Origin of the sequence: Plantibacter sp. CFBP 8804 (assembly GCF_014841225.1) — a bacterium.
In the GTDB taxonomy this organism is placed as follows: Bacteria; Actinomycetota; Actinomycetes; order Actinomycetales; family Microbacteriaceae; genus Plantibacter; species Plantibacter auratus.
Genome location: NZ_JACYTU010000007.1, coordinates 15,664 through 32,963 on the forward strand (window position 1 = coordinate 15,664; position 17,300 = coordinate 32,963).

The 17,300-nt window shown below is 69.7% G+C and carries 21 protein-coding genes; 12 read left to right on the top strand and 9 right to left on the bottom strand.

All coding sequences use genetic code 11. The features are described 5' to 3' along the window. Nucleotides 1–17 precede the first annotated feature (17 nt). Nucleotides 18–335, bottom strand: coding sequence for a DUF7882 family protein (locus tag IFU11_RS13200; protein WP_124768476.1), 318 nt, complete (start codon nucleotides 333–335; stop codon nucleotides 18–20). 251 nt (nucleotides 336–586) lie between these two features. Here IFU11_RS13200 and IFU11_RS13205 point away from each other — a divergent pair, with 251 nt between their 5' ends. Both IFU11_RS13205 and IFU11_RS13215 read left to right on the top strand, forming a co-directional pair. Beyond that, nucleotides 587–868, top strand: a complete 282-nt coding sequence (locus IFU11_RS13205; RefSeq protein ID WP_064297054.1) for a DUF7882 family protein — start codon at nucleotides 587–589, stop codon at nucleotides 866–868. A 509-nt stretch (nucleotides 869–1,377) separates the two neighbouring features. Continuing rightward, entirely contained in the window at nucleotides 1,378–1,719 is a 342-nt protein-coding gene (locus IFU11_RS13215) for a hypothetical protein (protein ID WP_192019226.1), read from the top strand. A gap of 49 nt (nucleotides 1,720–1,768) precedes the next feature. Here the strand turns inward: IFU11_RS13215 and IFU11_RS13220 are convergent, their stop codons facing one another. Both IFU11_RS13220 and IFU11_RS13225 read right to left on the bottom strand, forming a co-directional pair. Beyond that, nucleotides 1,769–2,074, bottom strand: coding sequence for a DUF7882 family protein (locus tag IFU11_RS13220; RefSeq protein WP_085512066.1), 306 nt, complete (start codon nucleotides 2,072–2,074; stop codon nucleotides 1,769–1,771). Nucleotides 2,075–2,234: 160 nt separating this feature from the next. Next, complete coding sequence (locus IFU11_RS13225; RefSeq protein WP_161578564.1) at nucleotides 2,235–2,435, bottom strand: DUF2795 domain-containing protein; 201 nt, start codon at nucleotides 2,433–2,435, stop codon at nucleotides 2,235–2,237. A 183-nt stretch (nucleotides 2,436–2,618) separates the two neighbouring features. Here IFU11_RS13225 and IFU11_RS13230 point away from each other — a divergent pair, with 183 nt between their 5' ends. Then, complete coding sequence (locus tag IFU11_RS13230; RefSeq protein ID WP_124768480.1) at nucleotides 2,619–3,281, top strand: dihydrofolate reductase family protein; 663 nt, start codon at nucleotides 2,619–2,621, stop codon at nucleotides 3,279–3,281. 27 nt (nucleotides 3,282–3,308) lie between these two features. Here the strand turns inward: IFU11_RS13230 and IFU11_RS13235 are convergent, their stop codons facing one another. Next, nucleotides 3,309–4,049, bottom strand: a complete 741-nt coding sequence (locus tag IFU11_RS13235) for a GAF and ANTAR domain-containing protein (protein ID WP_192019227.1) — start codon at nucleotides 4,047–4,049, stop codon at nucleotides 3,309–3,311. Further along, nucleotides 4,046–4,750, bottom strand: a complete 705-nt coding sequence (locus tag IFU11_RS13240) for a GAF and ANTAR domain-containing protein (RefSeq protein ID WP_124768482.1) — start codon at nucleotides 4,748–4,750, stop codon at nucleotides 4,046–4,048. The genes IFU11_RS13235 and IFU11_RS13240 overlap by 4 nt, the downstream gene beginning before the upstream one ends. A gap of 208 nt (nucleotides 4,751–4,958) precedes the next feature. On the opposite strand from IFU11_RS13240, the gene IFU11_RS13245 reads away from it, so the two are divergent. Genes IFU11_RS13245 through IFU11_RS13270 form a run of 6 tightly spaced genes read left to right on the top strand, consistent with a single transcriptional unit; the run spans nucleotide 4,959 to nucleotide 9,637 of the window. Next, the gene (locus IFU11_RS13245; protein ID WP_137242492.1) at nucleotides 4,959–5,957 is read left to right on the top strand and encodes an SDR family oxidoreductase; all 999 of its coding nucleotides are present in this window, start codon (nucleotides 4,959–4,961) and stop codon (nucleotides 5,955–5,957) included. Between the two features lie 5 nt (nucleotides 5,958–5,962). Further along, nucleotides 5,963–7,441: a phytoene desaturase family protein gene (locus IFU11_RS13250; protein WP_085512061.1), complete on the top strand. Its 1,479-nt coding sequence runs from the start codon at nucleotides 5,963–5,965 to the stop codon at nucleotides 7,439–7,441. Between the two features lie 33 nt (nucleotides 7,442–7,474). Then, nucleotides 7,475–8,056, top strand: a complete 582-nt coding sequence (locus IFU11_RS13255) for an SRPBCC family protein (protein ID WP_124768485.1) — start codon at nucleotides 7,475–7,477, stop codon at nucleotides 8,054–8,056. Between the two features lie 12 nt (nucleotides 8,057–8,068). Continuing rightward, entirely contained in the window at nucleotides 8,069–8,575 is a 507-nt protein-coding gene (locus IFU11_RS13260) for a DUF6328 family protein (protein ID WP_086472945.1), read from the top strand. 40 nt (nucleotides 8,576–8,615) lie between these two features. Further along, complete coding sequence (locus IFU11_RS13265) at nucleotides 8,616–9,038, top strand: HIT family protein (RefSeq protein WP_192019228.1); 423 nt, start codon at nucleotides 8,616–8,618, stop codon at nucleotides 9,036–9,038. A gap of 59 nt (nucleotides 9,039–9,097) precedes the next feature. Beyond that, nucleotides 9,098–9,637, top strand: a complete 540-nt coding sequence (locus IFU11_RS13270; protein ID WP_137242488.1) for a flavin reductase family protein — start codon at nucleotides 9,098–9,100, stop codon at nucleotides 9,635–9,637. On the opposite strand, the gene IFU11_RS13275 is transcribed toward IFU11_RS13270, so the two are convergent. After that, nucleotides 9,638–10,600, bottom strand: a complete 963-nt coding sequence (locus IFU11_RS13275) for a proline dehydrogenase family protein (RefSeq protein WP_199862298.1) — start codon at nucleotides 10,598–10,600, stop codon at nucleotides 9,638–9,640. Between the two features lie 102 nt (nucleotides 10,601–10,702). Here IFU11_RS13275 and IFU11_RS13280 point away from each other — a divergent pair, with 102 nt between their 5' ends. Then, a complete protein-coding gene (locus tag IFU11_RS13280; RefSeq protein WP_192019229.1) occupies nucleotides 10,703–11,275 on the top strand; it encodes a YdeI/OmpD-associated family protein in 573 nt (190 codons plus the stop codon). Between the two features lie 20 nt (nucleotides 11,276–11,295). Beyond that, nucleotides 11,296–11,901 (top strand): maleylpyruvate isomerase family mycothiol-dependent enzyme, encoded by a 606-nt coding sequence (locus IFU11_RS13285; protein WP_192019230.1) that lies wholly within the window; start codon nucleotides 11,296–11,298, stop codon nucleotides 11,899–11,901. 440 nt (nucleotides 11,902–12,341) lie between these two features. Here the strand turns inward: IFU11_RS13285 and IFU11_RS13290 are convergent, their stop codons facing one another. The 3 genes from IFU11_RS13290 to IFU11_RS13300 all read right to left on the bottom strand — a co-directional run bounded on the left by IFU11_RS13290 (nucleotide 12,342) and on the right by IFU11_RS13300 (nucleotide 15,379). Next, on the bottom strand, nucleotides 12,342–13,613 hold the full coding sequence (locus tag IFU11_RS13290; RefSeq protein ID WP_192019231.1) for an HNH endonuclease signature motif containing protein: 1,272 nt from the start codon (nucleotides 13,611–13,613) through the stop codon (nucleotides 12,342–12,344). 544 nt (nucleotides 13,614–14,157) lie between these two features. Further along, the gene (locus tag IFU11_RS13295) at nucleotides 14,158–14,589 is read right to left on the bottom strand and encodes a DUF1801 domain-containing protein (protein WP_191940329.1); all 432 of its coding nucleotides are present in this window, start codon (nucleotides 14,587–14,589) and stop codon (nucleotides 14,158–14,160) included. Between the two features lie 142 nt (nucleotides 14,590–14,731). Next, a complete protein-coding gene (locus IFU11_RS13300) occupies nucleotides 14,732–15,379 on the bottom strand; it encodes a TetR/AcrR family transcriptional regulator (protein ID WP_192019232.1) in 648 nt (215 codons plus the stop codon). A gap of 132 nt (nucleotides 15,380–15,511) precedes the next feature. On the opposite strand from IFU11_RS13300, the gene IFU11_RS13305 reads away from it, so the two are divergent. Then, nucleotides 15,512–17,170, top strand: coding sequence for an ABC transporter substrate-binding protein (locus IFU11_RS13305; RefSeq protein ID WP_192019233.1), 1,659 nt, complete (start codon nucleotides 15,512–15,514; stop codon nucleotides 17,168–17,170). Nucleotides 17,171–17,300: the final 130 nt, after the last annotated feature.

Genomic DNA, 17,300 nt, shown 5'->3' on the forward strand with positions numbered 1-17,300 from the left:
CGGCGCGATCGCCCGGGCTACTTCGCCTGGGCGGTCGCGTCGTCGCCGGTCGTCGCGTGCACGACGACCTCGCCAGTGTTCGCCTCGTGCATGAAGCCTTCGAGCAGTGCGCGGTCCATTTCGCCGACCTCGTCGGAGTCGAAGGAGAACTGCAGGGCGATCGCCGGGTGCAGCCAGAGCGTCGTGCGTCCGTCGCTGGTGGAGTCTTGTCGGATCGTGAGCGCGAACGACTCGTTCCGCCTGAGCTTCATGAGCGCGATCGTCTTGACATGGGCGAGCGTTCGATCGTCGAGCCGAACGCGTGCATCGCCGGTGCCGTAGACCAGTTGTCCCATGGGATCCCTCGACTTCCGACCCCTGCGATGGCCGACGACGCGAGCGGCCGACTGCTGTGCGCATCCCGACGGGGTCCGGGCCGGTGAAGCGCTCTCTCAGGATACGAGACATTCTTGGCGCGCGCCCGATTATCCACAAGGCGGTGACTGTTCGCCGACGCGCATTGTCCGCTGCTCGAGCCATCCGCGCAATGGCCCGGGCGCCCCCATCTCTGCGCGCTAGCGTGGCACACCTGAGAAAGGGGCTGACGATGGGATTCCTCCGCCTCGGCGCGCTCCGCTCACAGGTCGACGACCAGACGCTCGCCCAACTGGAACGCGTGATCCTCACCCGCATGCTCGGCGAGCGCTCGTTCCGACTGCAGCTCCACCGTGGGCGCTTCCAATCGTCCGAGCCGGTCACCGTGTCGCCCGAGCAGCCGATCGTCTTCGCGTTCGACGCGGAGTTCGAGCCACCGATCGACGAGCGCATGGCCGCCGAGATGCTCGAGGAGATCGAGATCACGGGCGGATTGCACGTCGTCGTCGCCTGACCAGCAGCAGACCGACACCAGTACCACATCGAAACCACCACCACAGGAAGCAGGAGCGACATGAGCGACTTCACCGGAGTAGACGCATTGGGTACCGACCCGGACATGGTGGTCGGCACGCCGCCCACCGAGATCCCGGACGAGTCGACGGATGAGGACACGGCGGACGAGCCGGACGTGCTCGAGCAGCCGGACACGGACGCTCGCTNGCCCTGCTCGGTCTCCTCGGGGTCCGCGCCCGGCCGCACGGCCGCGTCGTCGCGGATGTCGATCCGGGTCACGCCGTCGCCCTGGTCGGTGACGTCGATGCGGGGAGCCGCGTCGGCTTCGGTCGCGTTCGGGGCGGTCGTCAGCTGGTCGTGGCGGTTCTCGTCGTGCGTGGTGGGAGTCTGGTCGCTGTCGGTCATGCCCAGACGATAGCGCACGGGCGCGTGGTGCCTCCGGTATACCCTCCGGGTTGCGGATGCAAGGTCTGCCGGTCCGGCCGCTTCGGTTCCCAGAATGGTCGTATGAGGAAGTTGCACTACGCCGGCGGGTACCTGCTGATGGCCGACCAGACCTGCAAGGCGCTCCTCCGGTATGCGCGCGCCCTCGCCCAGACCGGCGAGTCCGACATCGCGGTGGTGCCGACCATCTCCGACGGCGGCAGCCTCGGGTACGCCCACCTCCTCGTCGGACCCGCGAGCCAGCTGTTCTCGACCCCCGTGGAGAACGCCTCGAAGGAGCCCTTGGACGACGAGATCATCGCCGAGCTCGAACGGCGGACCGCGGCGCTCCAGCCGGCACGACCGGAGTGGGCGACCGAACTCACCGACGTCGACGATTTGGAGTTCGACGAACGCTCGATGTGAGGGCAGTTCGGGCCGTGGTCACGCCGCGAGGTTCGCGAGACCGCGAGGTTCAGCTGCGCGGACCCGGCTCCGGCACGAGGACGAGGCCCTGGTTCGAATCGGCGCTGATCGCGAGCGCATCGAGCCAGGCGCGATTGAGTTCGACCGGGACGCTGCCCGCGTACTTGAACCGGAGGGACATCGCCGGGTGCAGCCAGATCGTCGTCCGGCCGTCGCCTGACCGAGGGTCGTCCTTCCACCCGAAGTAGAACGCTTCGCCGCGACGCAACTTCGCGCCGATGACCTGTTGCAGGTGGGCGAGGACCCGGTCGTCGAACGTCACCGACACGTCTGCGTCGTAGATCATCTTGCCCATGGGTTCTCCTGCTCCGCTCTCCGGTTTCCACCGTAGGCCCGGTCCTGTGGAAGCACCACGTTCCCCGAGGGGGTTGCGAACCGGCGCGAGTCACCGGACCTGACACGCAGAAGCGGCATCGGCGCGATGCCGGTGCCGCTCAGCGGTGGTGCGCGATCGCTCAGACGCTGATCGGCAGCGCCTCCGCGATCGAGGTGCGGTGCAGGACGTCCCAGCGGCTGGTGTAGCTGCGCTCGGGGAGTGAGCGGAGCGCCTCGACCAGGTGGGGCGGGAGCAGGTCGCGGCGGGCCTCACGCGTCAGGTCGCTGGGGCGGCAGGGGTACTCCATGCCGCGTAGGAATTCGTCGAGCTCGGTGAACACGAGCATCTCCTCTCTGGGCGCGTCGTGGCACCCGATGTCAGGCGGGCCGGCTGCGTCGACCGGTCGTCAGACCGCCGTGCCCTCCTTCGAGTGTCGTTCCCGTTCGGCCGTTCGGCGCGCTCTTGCCTTTCCGTCGTCGAGCTGCTACTCGACGGGCCCGGATGTTCGGACTAGCGTGTGCCCATGACGACGCTCCGGGTCCACAATCTCGCCGTCTCGCTCGACGGGTTCGCCACGGGCGAGGGCCAGTCCTTCGAGACCCCCTTCGGCCACGCCCAGCACCGGCTCATGCAGTGGTTCTTCCCGACCCGCACCTTCGTGTCGATGAGCGGGCACGAGGACGAAGCGGTCGGCGCGGGGACGCGCGGGGTCGACGACGCGTTCGCCGCGGCCACGGGTGATCGCATCGGCGTCGAGATCATGGGCCGGCGCAAGTTCGGTCCGCAGCTCGGACCATGGGAGGACGAGAGTTGGCGGGGATGGTGGGGCGAGGAGCCGCCGTTCCACACGCCGGTCGTCGTGCTGACCCACCATGAACGCCCGGACCTGGTGGTCGGTGAGACGACGTTCCTCTTCCGTGACCTGTCCGCCGTCGACGCGTTGTCGTTCGCGACGTCGCTCGCCGACGGACTCGACGTCCGTCTCGGCGGAGGACCGACGACGGTCCGCCAGTTCCTCGCGGCCGACCTCGTCGACCATCTCCATGTGGTCGTCGTCCCGATCCTGCTCGGTCGTGGGGTGCGGCTCTGGGACGGGCTCGAAGGCCTCGAGGAGCGGTTCACGGTCGAGGTGACCGCATCACCGAGTGGCGTCGTGCATTATGTGTTCGCGCGGAAGCCGCGCTGAAGGTCGACCGGGGCCGGTGACCGGGCCTCAGAGCTCGAGGCGTCGCTCCACGATGTCGCGGGCGACGTCGGCCAGGGCACGACGTCCGCCGCGAGCGTGCTTCCGGATGCGCTCGAAGGCCTCTTCGACCGAGATCGCGGCGGTGTAGGCGACGACGCCCTTCGCCTGCTCGATGACGACCCTGGACTGCAGCGCGGACTCCAGCTGCTCGCGGGTCGCGTCACTCTCGCGGAGGGTCCGCTCGTGCAGGATGCCGATGGTCGCGACGTCCGCCATCGCCTGTGCGGCTCGCGACTCGAACCGGTCGAGGGCTTCCGGTGTCGTGCGGAACAGGTTGAGGGTGCCGATGGTCGTCCGGCGGAGCCGCAGCGGGAAGGCATGAGCGGAACGGAACCCAGCGGTCGCCGCGACCTCGGCGAATCTCGGCCAGTCGGCTGCGACCGCGGCGATCTCGGGGATCGACACCGGCGTCGCATCACGGAAGCTGTCGATGCAGGGGCCTTCGTCCGCGCTCAGCTGGATAAGTTCGACGAGCTTCCCGGACTCGCTCGTCGACGCGATCAGTTCGAGATCACCGTTCGGGTCGGCCAGGAGGATGCCCGAGGCCTGGACGTCGAGGAGGTCCACGGTCGCGTCGACGAGGGTCTGGAGCAGGTCGACGACGTCGTACTCGTCCACCAGGGTGTCGGCGAGCGTCGCGAACACGTCGAGGAGGGCGGTCGAGTGACGGAGCTCGGAGCCGGTCCCGTCGTCGCCGCGCGCGCTCATCGCTCGTCTTCGATCGTGTCGTCGCGCAGCACGTAGCCGGTGCGACGTTCGAGGATGTCCTCGGCGACGTCCGACATCGAGCGGTTCTGGGCGAAGGCCTGAGCTTGGATCAGCAGGTGGGCGTCGTCGGGCGTGAGGCCGAGTTGCGCGATCACGAACCCGGTCGCCTGATGGATCCGTCGTCGGGCGTGGGGCTTCAGCTGCGTCGTGTCGGGAAGGCTCGCGAGTTCGAGGGTGCGTCGGAGCACGTACCGGCTGAGCGGGCGAGTGAGGGACATCATGTCCTCGACCGCCTGCGCGTCCAGCGTGCGCTCCTCGGTGTCGTACAGCTCGACCGCGCCCACCTGGAGCGGCCCGACGCGGAGGGGGAAGGCGAAGATGGAGCCGACCGCGTGGTCGCGGATCGCCTCGGTGAACGACGGCCAGGAGTCGTAGCCGTTCCGCTTGACGGCCTCCTCGAGCACCGGGCGGCCGCTTCCGACGGCGTCCCAGCAGGGGCCCTCGGAGAGGTCGAACTGCAGCTCGTCGATGAGCGCGATCTGCTCGTCGCTCGCGGCGATCGTCTCGGGGCTCAGGGTGTCGCCGAGCGTCGCGATCGAGACGCCGCTGAGGGGCATGAGCCGGAGGATCGGCTCCACCAGCTGGTCGTCCTCGTCGACCCGGTCGAGTGCGCTGTACACGATGGCGAAGGTGTCGCTCATGTCCGCATTCCTTCCGGGCTCAAGGGTGGTCTCCGCTCATCGTACGGCTATCCCGCTGCGATCGCCGGGTGGCGATCCGTCCTGCCTGGGAAAGCAAGGGGCCGCCTTGGCGGGGTGGATTCGCCTAACGTGGCGTCATGCCTCTGACGACGACAACCTCTCCGCGCCCCTCCGCCCACCGGTCCGCAGCAACCGATCGGTCGGCGCGATGAGCCGCGGGGTCGCCGTCGTCACCGGCGGAACCGCAGGGCTCGGTCGTGCGACCGTCCGTGAACTCGCGAAGCGCGGCTGGGACGTCGCGGTGCTGGCGCGTGGCGAGGACGGACTCGATGCGACCATCGCCGAGGTCGAGCAGGCCGGGCGTCGTGCTCTCGCGGTGCCGACGGACGTCGCCGACCGGGAGGCCGTCGAGCAGGCGGCGGACCGGGTCGAGGCGGAACTCGGACCGATCGAGCTGTGGGTGAACTGCGCCATGGTCGGCGTCTTCGGGGACTTCCTCACGACCGAACCGGCGGACTTCGAGCGTGCCGTGGCGGTCAACTTCTTCGGCTTCGTCAACGGCACCAGGGCCGCCCTCTCGCGAATGACGCCGCGCGATCGTGGACACGTGATCCAGGTCGGTTCCGCCCTCGCCCACCGCGGCATCCCGCTGCAGGCCGCGTACTGCGGGTCCAAGTTCGGCGCCCGAGGCTTCACGGAGTCGGTGACCGCCGAACTGCTCCACGACGGCAGCAACGTCAAGCTCTCGACCGTGGACATGCCGGCGCTCAACACCATCCAGTTCAGCTGGGTGAAGTCGCAGCTGCCCGAGCACCCGCAGCCGGTGCCGCCGATCTACCAGCCCGAGGTCGGTGCGACCGCCATCGCCGACGTCGCAGACCGACCGAGGCGACGCACCTGGGTGGGGGAGTCCACCGTCGGCACGATCCTCGGCGACCGCTTCGCCGGCGGATTCCTCGACTGGTTCCTCGCCAGGACCGGATACTCCGGCCAGCTCGCGCCGGACAAGCACGACCCGCGCATGCCCGACAACGTCTACACGCCCGCCCCCGGTGACCACGGCGCTCGTGGCGTGTTCAGCGACAAGGCCCACTCGTGGAGCCCGCAGACCTGGGCGATCCGCCACCGGCGGGCCGTGTACGCGACCGCCGCCGGCACCCTCGCAGCGGGTGTCGCCCTGGTGGCCGGCGCGGCGAAGCGGCGCTGAGCACGATGGCGCGGCGCGAGCAGTTCGACGCTGTGGTCGTCGGCGCGGGCCCCAACGGGCTCGCGGCCGCGGTGACCCTCGCCAGGGCCGGCCTGCACGTGCAGGTGGTCGAGCGGGGCGACACGATCGGTGGTGGTGCCAGGACCGCCGAGCTGACGTTGCCCGGCTTCCACCACGACATCTGCTCCGCGGTCCACCCGATGGCGCTCGCGTCCGGGTTCTTCCGATCCTTCGGCCTCGAGCGCCGCATCGACCTCGTCGTACCGGAGATCTCCTACGCCCACCCGCTCGACGGTGGACGGGCCGGGATCGCCTACCGAGACATCGACCGCACCGCCGACGCCCTCGGACGCGACGGCGACGCCTGGCGCTCGCTCATGGGACCGCTGGCCGCCGACGCCGACCGCGTCTCGCAGTTCACCGGCGGCAAGCTCCTGCAGGTGCCGCGCCACCCGGTCACGGTCGCGCGCTTCGGCCTCCGCGCACTCGAGCAGGGCAGTCCCGCCTGGAACCTCCGGTTCCGCGAGGAGACCGCTCCGGCCATGCTCAGCGGTGTCGCCGCCCACTCCATCCGGCCGATGCCGAGCCTGTCCACCTCGGCCGCCGCCCTGTCGCTCGGCGCGTATGCGCACGCCCGCGGTTGGCCCATCCCCGTCGGTGGCAGCCAGGCGATCGTCGACGCGCTCGCGGCCGACCTGCTGGCCCACGGTGGTGAGATCGTCACCGGAACCGAGGTGCGATCCATCGACGAGCTACCGTCCGCCCGCGCCGTCCTGTTCGACACGACGCCGAAGGCGCTCGCCGAGATCGCGGGCAGCCGACTGCCTGACGCGTACCTTCGTCGTCTCTCCCGGTTCCGGTACGGCGACGGCGTGGCCAAGGTCGACTTCGCGCTCTCGGGTCCCGTCCCGTGGACGAACCCGGAACTAGCCCGGGCCGGCACGCTCCACCTCGGCGGCACCCGCCCGGAGATCGCCGCCGCCGAGCGCGACGTCGCCCGTGGTCGGCACAGCGAGTCGCCCTACGTCCTCGTCTCGCAGCCCGACGTCGGCGATCCTGGTCGCGCTCCTGGTGACGCGCAGGTCCTCTGGGCGTACACGCACGTGCCGAGCGGATCCGGTCTCGACCAGACCGAGGCGATCACCCGGCAGATCGAGCGCTTCGCCCCCGGGTTCCGCGACGTGATCCTGACGTCGGCGTCGATGACCGCCCGTGACATGGCGCGGTACAACCCGAACTACGTGCTCGGCGACATCGCGGCCGGCGCTGCGAGCTTCGCGCAGCTCGTCGCGCGTCCCGTGCTCTCGAACGACCCGTGGCGGACACCGACACCGGGGATCTTCCTCTGCTCCTCGTCGACTCCGCCCGGCCCTGGCGTCCACGGTCTCGCCGGCTGGCACGCCGCCCGCAGCGCCCTCCGCTCGGTCTTCGGCCGCGACCGCATGCCGTCGCTCGCGCCCGACCGACCGCGTCCGACCTCCTGACCTCGTCCCTGCTCCAGCGAAAGGAACACCACCGTGTCCCACACCACTCGGATCCTCGACTGCCCGCCCGACCGTGTCTTCGCCGTCCTCGCCGACGGCTGGCTTTTCCCGGCGTGGGTGGTCGGCGCGTCCCGCATGCGCGACGTCGGTGACCGGTGGCCGCACGTGGGCGGGAAGCTGCACCACTCTTTCGGTGTCTGGCCGGCGGTGCTGAACGACGAGACGACCGTGCTCCAGTGGGATGCTCCGCACCGGTTCGTCATCCAGCCGAAGGGGTGGCCGCTCGGTGAGGCCCGCGTCGCGGTCGAGGTGGAGCCGCACGAGCGCGGGTGCATCGTCCACCTGCATGAGCACGCCGTCACAGGCCCTGGTGCGCTGATCCCGGTCTGGCTCCTCGACATCGGGCTGCACATCCGCAACATCGAGACGCTGCGCCGACTCGCCCACCTCGCCGAGGGCGGCGCCGGCGGCACCCACCTGGTCGAGGCGGCCGAGCCGACGGCCGAAGATCGGAAGCGCGCCGAGTTCCCGAAGCGATCGTTGTTCGCGCGGGCGGCGTCGGTCCTCGTCGTCGCCGTGCCGGTGGTCGCGGTGGCGCGCAAGCTCGCCCGCTGACGGTGTCCGGTCATGCCCGCCGCAAGTGATCCGGCCGACGCCCTGCCCGGGGACGGTCGCGACGAGACGCTGAACGAGCGATCCGACCGCAACTGGTCGGAGCTGCTGCAGGAGTTCCGGGTCCTGCAGACGGGCACGCAGATCCTCGCGGGCTTCCTGCTGACGCTGCCGTTCCAGCCGCGGTTCACCGAGCTCAGTGGATTCGACCATGTGCTGTACCTCGTCCTCGTGGTCCTGGCCGTGACGGTGACGCTCCTCGCGCTCGCACCGGTCATCATGCACCGGCTCGTCTTCGGACGACTGGAGAAACCACAGCTGGTGCGGCTGTCCAGCAGGATCCTCATGGTGTGTCTCGGGGCGGCGTCGCTGCTGTTCGCGGGGATCGTCCTGTTCGTCTTCGACTTCGTCGCATCACCTGCGGTCGGGCTGTGGGCGGGTGGTGCCGTGGTCGTCGTCATCGGGCTGGTGTGGATCGTCGGCCCGCGCCTGATCCGGGGTGCGCGCGACCGCGTGTCCTGAGGTGATCGACGTGCCCGCGGTGAGCCCCGAGAATGGGACGATGCCCGACACCTGCACCTTCTGCCGCATCCTGCGTGACGAGCCCGACGACATCACCTGGGTGGAGCGCGAGGACGAGGCGGTCGCCTTCCGGCCGTTGCCCGAGTCGGAGCTCGCGCCCGGCCACACCCTGGTGGTGCCGCGGGCGCACAGCGTCGGCCTGCTCGACGCCGATCCGCGTGCCCTGCAGGCGACGACCGCACTCGCTCAGCGGGTGGGACGCGCGATGCGGGCGGCGCTCGGTGCGACCGGCGTCGTCGTGCTGAGTGCGTCCGGTGCCGACGCCGGGCAGAGCGTCCCCCACCTCCATCTCCACGTCGTCCCGTGCTGGGATGACGACGGGGTCACGTTCTGGCCCGAGGGCCGCTCGAAGCACCGGGTCGACGGCGACCCGCACGAGCTCCTCGCGGAGATGTTCGAGTAGTCGGAGATCGCCGCGCCTTGAGTTGACCTCAAGACCGATTGAGGTTCTACGGTTGAAGCATGACCATTCCCACCACGCCGTCCGCTGATCCCGATGCCCTCGCCCGCGCAGCGACCGTCGACGGGTTCAAGACGGCGTTCCGTGACCACCCGGCGGGCGTCGCGCTGATCAGTGCCTCGACCGATCGGGGAGACGTCGGGCTGACGGCGTCATCGGTCGCGTCGGTGGCCGTCGACCCGCCGATGCTGTCGTTCTCGGTCACGCGGGCGACGGGGTCCGCGGGCGGACTGTTGAGTGCGGGGACGGTCGTCGTCCACCTCCTGGCCGACCACCACCTGGAGGTCGCGAAGGCGTTCGCCAAGACGGGGGAGCCGCGCTTCACTCCGGAACAGCAGTGGGAGCGACTCGCGACCGGCGAGCCCTACCTGCCGAGTGCCCGTGCGGCACTGCGCTGCCGGATCGTGCAGACGGTCCCGGCCGGCAGCTCGATGCTCGTCATCGCCGAGGTGCTGGAGGTCGTCCCGCCCGGCACGGACGCGCCGGCGCTCGTCTACCAGAACCGCAACTTCCACCGCTTGGAGTCCGACCCGCTCGGCTGATCAGGCGAGGAGCGCGATCGGGCCGATGTCCGCGATCGCCTCGATGACCCGCTCGGGGTGCTCGGCGATCCGGTTGAGGACGTAGAGCCACCACTCGGGTCCGTAGACGAGGTACTCGCGCGTCGCGAACCCGCGGCGGCGGAGGTCGTCGAGCAGTTCGGTGCCGAGTCCCTGGAGCATCTCGAACTCGACGTGCGGCTGCCGGAGGTCGTCGCCGAGAGCGCCCTCGAGTGCAGCGACGAGGTTCGCGTCGTGGGTGGCGACGTTGACCCGGTGACCCGACCCAACGAGTCGCGTGACCATGCTGATGTAGGCCGCGGTCATCGGTGCGGAGTCGCGGGGGTATGCCACCTCGGTCGATTCGAGGAAGGCGCCCTTGACGACGCGGATCGGCCCGGGCCGATCCAGCACGCGGTCGAGGTCCGCGGGGGTGCGGTGCAGTCGCGCCTGCAGGGTGACGCCGGTCTCCGGGAAGGCGTCGGCGATCTGCTCGAAGATCGACAACACGAGGTCCGTGCGGTCGGAACCCTCGGCGGAGATCATGAGCGAGGTCCCGGCGTCCCGGGCCGCCTGTGCGAGCGCCAGGCCGTTGCGCAGGCCGAGCTCGGGCGAGACGACGGAACCGATGTGGGAGAGGTCGAGCGAGATCGTCGCGGTCTGGTCGGATTCGCTGATCCGGCGGGCAAGGTCGATGAACTCCGCGGTCTGTTCGTCGGCGACACGTGCGTCGCGGACGGACTCGCCGACGAGCTCGATGCTCCAGCGATGCCCACGATCGGCGTTCGCTTCGAGGAGCCGCAAGGCGGAGGCCGCGTCCTCGCCGGCGATGTATCGCAGGGCGGCCCGCTTGGCGACGGCGGCGGCCTCCGGTTGGGCGAGGACTCGCGCTTTGAGGTCCTCGTCGAGGGCCCAGGCTCGCAGGGTGTCGGCGGCGCGCGACAGCGTCTCGTCGTTCATCAGCATGCTCCGACCCTATCCAGTCGTGGGTGGCGGTCCGGTCGGCACCGGGGCCCGGACGGCACCAGGGTCTGGGCTGCGTCGCCCGTGCGCGCTACGCTCGCTCACGTGGCGAGCTTCGAGGAGAAACCGATCCTGGACCTCACGCTCGATGAGTGGGAGGCCTACCTCGCTGGCGCGCCGAGCGACGCGGGCGTGCGGTTGAAGCTGCGGAAGAAGACCTCGAAGGCGTCGGGGATCACCTGGTCGGAGGCACTGGACGTCGCCCTCTGCTACGGATGGATCGACGGTCAGAGCAAACGGTTCGACGACGATTACACGCTGCAGGCGTTCACCCCGCGGCGGAAGAGCAGCCCGTGGTCGCAGATCAACCGGGAGCACGTCGCCCGCCTCATCGAGGAGGGGCGGATGCGTCCCGGTGGGCTCGCGGAGATCGAACGCGCCAAGGCCGACGGGCGGTGGGACGTGGCGTACCGGCAGAAGGACGCCGTCGCACCGGACGACCTGCAGGTGGCGCTCGATGCGAACCCCGAGGCGGCGGCGTACTTCGCGACGCTCGGCCGCACCGACCGATTCCGTGTCTTCTTCCGCCTGAGCAACATCAAGACGCCCGCGATCAGGGCCGCGCGCATCGCCGACGTGGTCGAGAAGGCCGCTCGGGGCGAGCAGCACTACCGCTGATGGTGGGTGGATCGGCGCGGATGAGGGTCTCGCCAGGGACCGTCTGGCCGCTCGTCCACGAGGAGCGTCGGCGGCTCGTCGCGGACCTGTCGGTGCTGGGGGACGAGCAGTGGGGGACGCCGTCGCTGTGCACGGGATGGGATGTGCACGACGTCGTGGCCCATCTCGTCGACTCGGCGAAGACGACGCGGCTGGGATTCGCCCGTCGGCTCATCGCGGCGCGGTTCGATTTCGACCTGGACAACGCACGCGGGGTCGAGCGGGAGCGGAGGAACGACCCGCAGGAGACGCTCCGCGCCCTGGCGGACGTCACCGAGCTGACACGCACGCCGCCGGCGAACCTCGCGACCAGGCTCGTCGAGGCCATCGTGCACGGCGAGGACGTCCGTCGACCGCTCGGCATCCGCGCGGACTACCCGACAGCCGCGGTCCTGGTGGCGTTGGAGTACCAGGTCCGGACCGGCGTCTCGATGGGCGGCGGCAAGGAACGCGCTCGGGGCCTCCGGCTCGTCGCCGAGGACGCCGGGACGAGCTGGGGCGCGGGCGATGAGGTCCGCGGATCGGCGCTCGACCTCTTGCTCGCGGTGTCAGGGCGACCGACCGGGCTGGCTCTGCCTGGGCGGTGAGGGAAGTCACCCGCGCGTGCCTCTTCCGTGTGTCGAGGTGTCGCGGCTCGGCTGCCCGTCGACAGGCTCAGGGACCGAAATGGTTCGGGCACACTTCTGCCGGTCACTGAGCTTGTCGAAGTGCCCACGGAGGACCCCTCGACAGGCTCAGGGACCGGGTTCATCCGGGTGAACCTCTTCGGTTGACCGAGGTGGCGCGGCTCGGCCGCCCTTCGACAAGCTCAGGGACCGAAACGGTTCGGGCACACTTCTGCCGGTCACTGAGCCTGTTGAAGTGCCCACGAGGACGCTTCGTCGTTCCGGGCGAACCTCTTCCGGTCACTGAGCTTGTCGAAGTGCCCACGAGGATGCCCCATCGTTCCGGGCACACTTTTCCCGGTCACTGAGCTTGTCGAAGTGCCCACGAGTAACCCTTCGACAGGCTCAGGGACCGGTGGAGGTCAGAACGGCGCGGGATCCGGTTCGGTCCGGTGGTGTTTTCCGTCGGGTGTCGTCCACTCGAGCACCCCGCCGGGCCCGTGGTCGAGGTTCCAGCCGGGGAGATGCTTCATGCGGTGGTGATGCCGGCACAAGCAGGCGAGATTGCCGACATCCGTCGTCCCGCCGTCCTCCCACGCGACCGAGTGATCCAGGTCGCACGCCCGAGCGCGTCTGCCGCAGCCCGGTGCGCGACAGGTGCCGTCTCTGAGGCGGACGGCGCGTTGGAGGTCTGCCGGAACCCGGTACTGGTTCCGTCCGACGGAGAGGATCGCGCCGGTTTCCGGTTGGACCAGGATGCGGGTGAAGCTGGGTGCGTTGACCGCGATACGTGCAGCGGTCTCGGGGTCGATCGGGCCGTAGCCGTCGAGCGTTGCCGGGGCATCGCTGACGCCGGCCATGCTCAGGGCGGGGACGGTGATCTGCACGGTGGGCTTGATGTGGTCCTGAACCTCGATGGGGTGCGGGAGTACCGGGCTGGTCATGATGTCGTCGGGTGTGACGCCGGTGAGGGCGAGGGTTGCGAGGGCGTCCGCCTGGAGCTGGGCGCAGGTGCGGGTGTCACCTGCTGAGCGGGATTCGGCAGCTGCCGCCTCGATCCGCTCGATGATGCCCTGCGCGATCGGCGCCGTGGTGAACAAGTGCACCCACGCCATACCGTCGGCGGCGGGTTCGAACTCGACGCGGCGGTCCGCCTCGGAACGCTTCGCGCGCGTCGTGATGGAGTCCGGGTGGAGGCGTTCGCGGAGGACCCGGGCGCGCCGCCGAAGCTCCGCATCAGTGGTCTGCTCCGCGACCGGGAGCACCTTGGCCAAGAACGCGGCCCGCCCCTCGGTGGGCACATCGCAGAGTTGGTCGGTGATCGTCTTGGCGTGCCGGGCCGAGATGCGCGCCGCCTCGAGAGCGTCGAGGACAGACGGGGCGTCGTTCACGAGCGCCTCGGCATCGTTCGTCGCCCGCTGAACCGTCCGTTCAGAGGTGCGGGTCGCCATCGCCATCGCGGCACACGTCGATCGGCGGGACAGAGCGCGGCGCTCGGCAGGCGGGAACTCGGCAGGGACGACCGTGTCTGCGAAGGCGTCGGCATAGGCGGCGGACCGGGCGAGGAGGCGGGCCTCCTCGCCGTCCAGAGCCGCACGCCGCCGCTGGATGTCGGCGTAGTGATCCGAGAACTCCGCCAGCCGCGCGGCGTACTCGTCGCTCGCGTGGATCGCGGTGGTGGTGGTCTCGGTCATGGAACCAGTCCACCTTGGACCACTGACATTCCAGATGCCGAGTTGTGCTGGTTGTGGATGTTGCTCGTGTGCCCTTCGACAGGCTCAGGGACCGGGAGAGGATCACCGGCGCGGGAGGTTGCTCGTGTGCCCTTCGACAGGCTCAGGGAGCGGGGGAAGGTGCCGGATTCGTGAGGTGCTCCGTGTGCCCTTCGACAGGCTCAGGGACCGGAAGGGGTCCGCCGGATTGGCGAGGTTTCCTCGTGTGCCCTTCGGCAGGCTCAGGGACCGGGGGAAGATCACCGGCGCGGGAGGTCCCTCGTGGGCCCTTCGACAGGCTCAGGGACCGGGACGGGATCACCGGAGCGGGAGGGTCCCTCGTGGGCCATTCGACAGGCTCAGGGACCGGGACGGGATCACCTGAGCAGGAGGTCCCTCGTGGGCCCTTCGACAGGCTCAGGGACCGGGGCAAGGGTGCCCGATTCGCGGGTCCGCGGGGCCTTCTGCAGGGTCAGGGACCGGAGTAGGGCACTCGACGAGCGACCGGCCCAGCGGCCGGACGGCGTCAGACGGCCCGCGCGAGCAGGTCCGCGACGCGCTTCGCGACGGCGTCGTTCCACGCGGTGACCCCGAACGCGGTCGGCCACAGGTCGCCGTCGTCGAGCTTCGCGGAGTCGTTGAACCCGATGGTCGCGTAGCGCGCCTTGAACTTCGCCGCCGCCTGGAAGAACACGACCGCCTTGCCGTCGGCACCGACGTAGGCGGGCATGCCGTACCAGGTCTTGGCCGCGAGGCCGGAGTCGCCACCCATGATCAGCTCGTGCAACGGCTCGGCGATCGCGCGGTCGGCGTCCTCCATGTCGGCGATCGCCTCGACGACGGCCTGCAGAGCCTCCTCGCGACTCGCGGCCGCCTTCAGCTCCTTGGCGCGCTCCTTCATCGCCGCGCGTTCCTCGGCGCTGAATCCGCTCTTCGTGCTCGACTGCTTCTCGGCCATGTCGGTGTCCTTCCGCCCGGGGCTGTGGTCCGCCTCTCACGGTAGCCCTGCGAGCCCCACGGCGCTTCTCGAATCCTGCTCAGCCCACCGAGTCGCCCAGAAGTGCTCGAAATCAGCCGGAAAACCGACCGATCCGGGCGACTCAGTCGTCCAGCGCGCCCGACCCGAGCACCGACTCGACGATGACCCGGATCGCGTACTCGCTGGTCTCGGCGAGGTCGACGTCCGCAGGGTCGATGAGCCACTGCACCTGCAGGCCGTCCATGACCGCCAGGATCGACGCCGCCGCACGGTGGATCGTCTCGGGCGCATCCACGCCCCGCTCGGCGCACACCACTTCGAACGCCTCCGCGATCTCCCGCCGCAGGGTCCGGTAGCGGTCGTCGAAGTAGTGCCTGGCCGGGTGGTCCTCGGTCACCGACTCCGCCGACAGGACGACGAACGCCTGCACGATCCCGGCGCGCTGCGCGTTCGCGGCTGCGGTGCGGATCAGGTGCTTGAACAGGTCGATACCGCCGGGGATGTGCTGGTCGTCGAGGTCCTGCACGTCCGTCGCGTCGCGGTAGCTGAGCACCTCGAGGAGGAGCTGGTCCTTCGACCCGAAGTGGTGCAGGATGCCCGCCGGCGTCATGTCGACGAGCTCGGCGATGTCGATGAGGGTTCCGTTCGCGTACCCCTTGGCGCCGAAGACGTCGAGCGCCGAGCGGACGACCTCGGCTCGCCTCGCCACGGTCGCCGGGCGTGGCTGGGCCGGTCGTTTCACCGTGTTCTGTCGTTTCACCGTGCTCATGGTGTCCGTTCCGCGGGGGCCTCGATGCGCCCGACACTACCGCGCTTGCCAACTTACTGAATGGTCAGTAAGTTATCACCGAATCCCGACTTGCGCCGCACTGCCGCAGCGCACACCCAAGAGGAGAAAGCGATGAAGCTGAGAACCCCACTGCTGGCCGCGTTCGCGGCCACAGCCCTGCTGCTCACCGGATGCACCGGTGGCGGCGGGTCGAGCGACGGACCCGAGAGCGGCGCCGCCCTGACGATCGCGAAGCCGGACGGCTCGATCGCCACCGAATCCAACAACCCCTACGTCGGCGACTCGTCCGCGATGAAGCTCGGCTACATCAACGCGATCCTGGAGCCGCTCGCGATCGTCAACCTCGTCGACCCGAGCGCCGAGGTGAAGCCGTGGCTCGCCTCCGAGATCGCCTGGTCCGACGACTACACCTCCGTCGCGCTGACCGCTCGCGAGGGCGTCACCTGGAACGACGGCGAGGCGTTCAGCGCCGACGACATCGCGTTCACCTTCCAGCAGTTCATCGACCATCCGGAGCTCGACAACTCGGCCCTCGGCCTCACCACGGTCGCGACCGAGGGCGACACCGTCACCCTGTCGTTCACGAACCCCATGTTCGTGAAGCAGGACAAGGTGCTCCTCAAGCAGATCGTCCCGAAGCACGTGTGGGAGTCCGTCGACGACCCCGCCACCTTCGAGAACCCGGAGCCCGTCGGCACCGGTCCGTACACGCTCACGAGCTTCAGCACCGAGAGCGTCGAGCTCTCCGCCCGCGACGACTACTGGGGTGAGCAGCCGGCCGTGCCGACGCTCTACTACGTGTCGTACAACGACAACACGGCCCTCACCACCGCCCTCTCGAACGGCGACGCCGACTGGGCGCAGGCCTTCATCCCGAACGTGCAGTCCGCGTACCTCGACAAGGACAAGGAACACAACGTCTACTGGGCGGCCGCCGGTCTCGCCGTCGACGCGATGTTCGTGAACACGCAGACGAAGCCGTTCAACGACCCCGCGTTCCGCCAGGCGGTGAACCTCGTCATCGACCGCGAGCAGCACCAGCAGATCGCCCGTGAGGGCGGCGTCCCCGAGCTCAGCTCGGTGACCGGTCTCCCGACCCCGGCGGGCGACGCGTTCATCGCCTCCGAGTTCGAGGGCGAGGACTACACCGTCGACGCGAAGGCCGCGAAGCAGGTCCTCACCGACGCCGGCTACACCTGGGAGGACGACGTCCTCACCGACCCGTCCGGCGAGGCCGTCACCTTCACGCTGTCGGTGCCGCAGGGCTGGAACGACTACGTGACCGGCATCAGCCTCATCGCCGACTCGGTCAAGACGCTGGGCGTCACCGCCACGGTCGACACGCCCGACCAGGACACCTGGTGGGCGGCGAAGTCGGACGGCGACTTCCAGGCGATCCTGCACTGGACCGACACCGGCGCGACGCCGTACGACCTGTATTCCGACATCATGGACGGCCGCTGGCTCGTCGCCGAGGGTGAGGCGGCCGACTTCAACTTCGGTCGGTACGACAGCCCGGAGGCCACCGCGGCGCTCGCCGCCTACGCCAACGCGACGGATGACGCGACGCGGGCAGCCGCCCTCGAGACCGTGCAGAAGCTGTTCGTCTCCGACGTCCCGGCGATGCCGATCGGCACGCGCCCGTTCATCGGTTCGTACAATACGCGGAACTACACCGGATGGCCGAGCGAGGACGACCCCTACGCGCCCGCCGACCCGACGCAGCCGACCGCGGTCTACATCCTCACGCAGCTCAAGGCCGCGAAGTAGGCACGGCGTCACCATGCGGGGCGGGCTTCGGCTCGCCCCGCTCCCTGCTCATCAGCACAGAACGGACTCATGCAGTGACCAACGACGACCTGCTGACGGTTCGGCACCGCTCCTCATCAGCACAGAACGG

Coding starts and splice junctions, on each gene's coding strand:
- IFU11_RS13200 (WP_124768476.1), bottom strand. CDS start 335: ATGGGACAACTGGTCTACGGCACCGGCGATGCACGCGTTCGGCTCGAC.
- IFU11_RS13205 (WP_064297054.1), top strand. CDS start 587: ATGGGATTCCTCCGCCTCGGCGCGCTCCGCTCACAGGTCGACGACCAG.
- IFU11_RS13215 (WP_192019226.1), top strand. CDS start 1,378: ATGAGGAAGTTGCACTACGCCGGCGGGTACCTGCTGATGGCCGACCAG.
- IFU11_RS13220 (WP_085512066.1), bottom strand. CDS start 2,074: ATGGGCAAGATGATCTACGACGCAGACGTGTCGGTGACGTTCGACGAC.
- IFU11_RS13230 (WP_124768480.1), top strand. CDS start 2,619: ATGACGACGCTCCGGGTCCACAATCTCGCCGTCTCGCTCGACGGGTTC.
- IFU11_RS13235 (WP_192019227.1), bottom strand. CDS start 4,049: ATGAGCGCGCGCGGCGACGACGGGACCGGCTCCGAGCTCCGTCACTCG.
- IFU11_RS13240 (WP_124768482.1), bottom strand. CDS start 4,750: ATGAGCGACACCTTCGCCATCGTGTACAGCGCACTCGACCGGGTCGAC.
- IFU11_RS13245 (WP_137242492.1), top strand. CDS start 4,959: ATGAGCCGCGGGGTCGCCGTCGTCACCGGCGGAACCGCAGGGCTCGGT.
- IFU11_RS13250 (WP_085512061.1), top strand. CDS start 5,963: ATGGCGCGGCGCGAGCAGTTCGACGCTGTGGTCGTCGGCGCGGGCCCC.
- IFU11_RS13260 (WP_086472945.1), top strand. CDS start 8,069: ATGCCCGCCGCAAGTGATCCGGCCGACGCCCTGCCCGGGGACGGTCGC.
- IFU11_RS13265 (WP_192019228.1), top strand. CDS start 8,616: ATGCCCGACACCTGCACCTTCTGCCGCATCCTGCGTGACGAGCCCGAC.
- IFU11_RS13270 (WP_137242488.1), top strand. CDS start 9,098: ATGACCATTCCCACCACGCCGTCCGCTGATCCCGATGCCCTCGCCCGC.
- IFU11_RS13275 (WP_199862298.1), bottom strand. CDS start 10,600: ATGCTGATGAACGACGAGACGCTGTCGCGCGCCGCCGACACCCTGCGA.
- IFU11_RS13285 (WP_192019230.1), top strand. CDS start 11,296: ATGAGGGTCTCGCCAGGGACCGTCTGGCCGCTCGTCCACGAGGAGCGT.
- IFU11_RS13290 (WP_192019231.1), bottom strand. CDS start 13,613: ATGACCGAGACCACCACCACCGCGATCCACGCGAGCGACGAGTACGCC.
- IFU11_RS13295 (WP_191940329.1), bottom strand. CDS start 14,589: ATGGCCGAGAAGCAGTCGAGCACGAAGAGCGGATTCAGCGCCGAGGAA.
- IFU11_RS13300 (WP_192019232.1), bottom strand. CDS start 15,379: ATGAGCACGGTGAAACGACAGAACACGGTGAAACGACCGGCCCAGCCA.
- IFU11_RS13305 (WP_192019233.1), top strand. CDS start 15,512: ATGAAGCTGAGAACCCCACTGCTGGCCGCGTTCGCGGCCACAGCCCTG.